Source organism: Mesorhizobium sp. P5_C1, from assembly GCF_054049815.1.
In genome coordinates this window covers 1-1,980 of sequence record NZ_JBFULQ010000780.1, presented here as the reverse complement: position 1 = coordinate 1,980, position 1,980 = coordinate 1, and the positions used below count along the sequence as shown (strand labels likewise).

Genomic DNA, 1,980 nt, shown 5'->3' with positions numbered 1-1,980 from the left:
TGATTAATCAGACAAAAGGAGAGACCATGACTGACGAGGCGCGCATCAACTCTACAGCACTAGCGGAACTAACAGCCGAAGTTGTCTCGGCATATGTAAGCAAGAACCCACTTCCTGCCGCCGCGTTGCCGGACCTTATTGCTTCTGTTCATGCTTCCCTCTCGGGCCTTAGCGAGCCGCCGGTCCCGGTGGCGGCACCGCTGGTTCCGGCGGTCAACCCCAAGAAATCGGTGACACCGGACTTCATCGTCTGCCTCGAAGACGGCAAGAAGTTCAAATCCCTGAAGCGTCACCTCGGCGTGCGTTTCGGCCTGACGCCGGACGCCTATCGCGCCAAATGGGGCTTGCCATCGGATTATCCCATGGTCGCCCCCAACTATGCCGCCCAGCGCTCCGAACTGGCAAAAGCCGCAGGCCTTGGCCGCAAGGCCGAGCCTGTTAAGAAGGCGCCAGCGAAGCGGAAGGCGWAGGCTTAGTTCTGTCTTCATACCCACACATGACGTAACGTCAAGACGCGGCTACTGGGAGAGCCGCGGCGGACTGTCGCGTTTTAGCCCCCTGCCTCAACGGCGGGCCTCTTCAAAGGCACTATAACACCACGTACCCACACTCACGGCACTTGAGGAAGTCCTGGTCATCTCTCCTTGACAAACCATGGGTTCCTGCCTCGCTCGCCATATCCAGCAGCGCGGGCATTGTGGCGTATCGCCCATAACGGGTTGATATGTATCCAAGCGCGCTCCCGCAGCGAGCTTATTGTCCAGATCGGATTCCAATTTTGCCTTGGCTTCATCGTGCAGGTCCAGCCTGTGCCTTAGGTCGCCGGCCTTCTTCTTTTCGTCGAAAGCCAACCGTTCGGCKTCGTGCCGAAGCGATTCCTTGAAGCGGATCATTACCAAGCTCCGACCCGCAAGAGGCGGCTGCGAGATATGGTCGACTAAGCCGGAACGGCGTATAATTCGCCAGCCGGCGAACCCCGACCCCGCGCCGGTTAGGCCCGGTGGTCACACCCACCCCCCGCCCTTGGCCGCTGGGCCGCTAGTAGTTTGCGAAGAAATGGCCGGTGCAGACGACGAGGGGGTTGTAAGCAGCACCGGCCATTGCGAGAAAAGCCCCCGCTGGTGATAAGTCTATATCACATTAGCAATCACGCAATTGAGACTGAAGTCCTTAGCTTGCCGGCCCTAAAGACCCACGTCCGCATGGTCATCGTAAATAATAGCGACGAAGCTTAAGCGAAACCGCCTATGCTTAGCGGAATGCATTTAGCGGCGCCATGTCCTACACAGTTGGTACACCAAGAACGCCGTTCTGGGGACGATGCCCTTCAAGGACGAAGAGGCCGCCAAAAGCCACGTCGCTGCCAAGGTTCTCGGCGAGGCGCAATACGATGATGTTGTCTCCGTCGAAGTCCGCAAAGTTGATGGCACCGTCGTCTATGGCCGTACAGCCAAGTGATATGCGCGCCATGGTAGGGGACCAGATGGCGCGGGCCTGGCCGGATGTTTGCCAGCCTTGCGACGGAGCCAGCAGCGGCATCCGAAGCAATAAATCATCTTTTCAAGACTGCTGGCCAAATCCGATTTTTCACCACCGGCAATCGCGGCATTGCACTTCTCACCGCGGCCAGTCGACAAAATGCGATTAGAGCTACAGCGTTCTTCCAACCAGCTTGCAATTTGGTTGCGAATTGAAATAGAGCCCCGTACAAGCGTTTTGCGTACCTCCGGCTTTCACTCTGAGAGCGTCGCATCGTATATCGCAGACATATCGCGCGCTGACTCGAAGGCGGGCGTGCGCCCGCCTTCGACATTCAACCCAGATTTAGCCGCCCATCATCTTTGCCATAGCGCAGAAATCTGCATGCGACTTGTTGAGTGTGGTGTCGCCGCAGTCCTTCAACACGGCCTTCTGTTCGTCCGGTTTCATGGCCATCCAAGCGGTCTTGAAATCCTTTTCCGTCTTCAAAGTTTTCATGCC

At 57.3% G+C, this 1,980-nt stretch carries 2 protein-coding genes; both read left to right on the top strand.

The window, feature by feature from the left end; genetic code table 11:
- Positions 1-26 precede the first annotated feature (26 nt).
- A complete protein-coding gene (locus ACXJ7R_RS31200) occupies positions 27-476 on the top strand; it encodes a MucR family transcriptional regulator (RefSeq protein ID WP_457155168.1) in 450 nt (149 codons plus the stop codon).
- Positions 477-1,320: 844 nt separating this feature from the next.
- Positions 1,321-1,458, top strand: a complete 138-nt coding sequence (locus tag ACXJ7R_RS31195) for a hypothetical protein (protein WP_457155167.1) — start codon at positions 1,321-1,323, stop codon at positions 1,456-1,458.
- Positions 1,459-1,980: the final 522 nt, after the last annotated feature.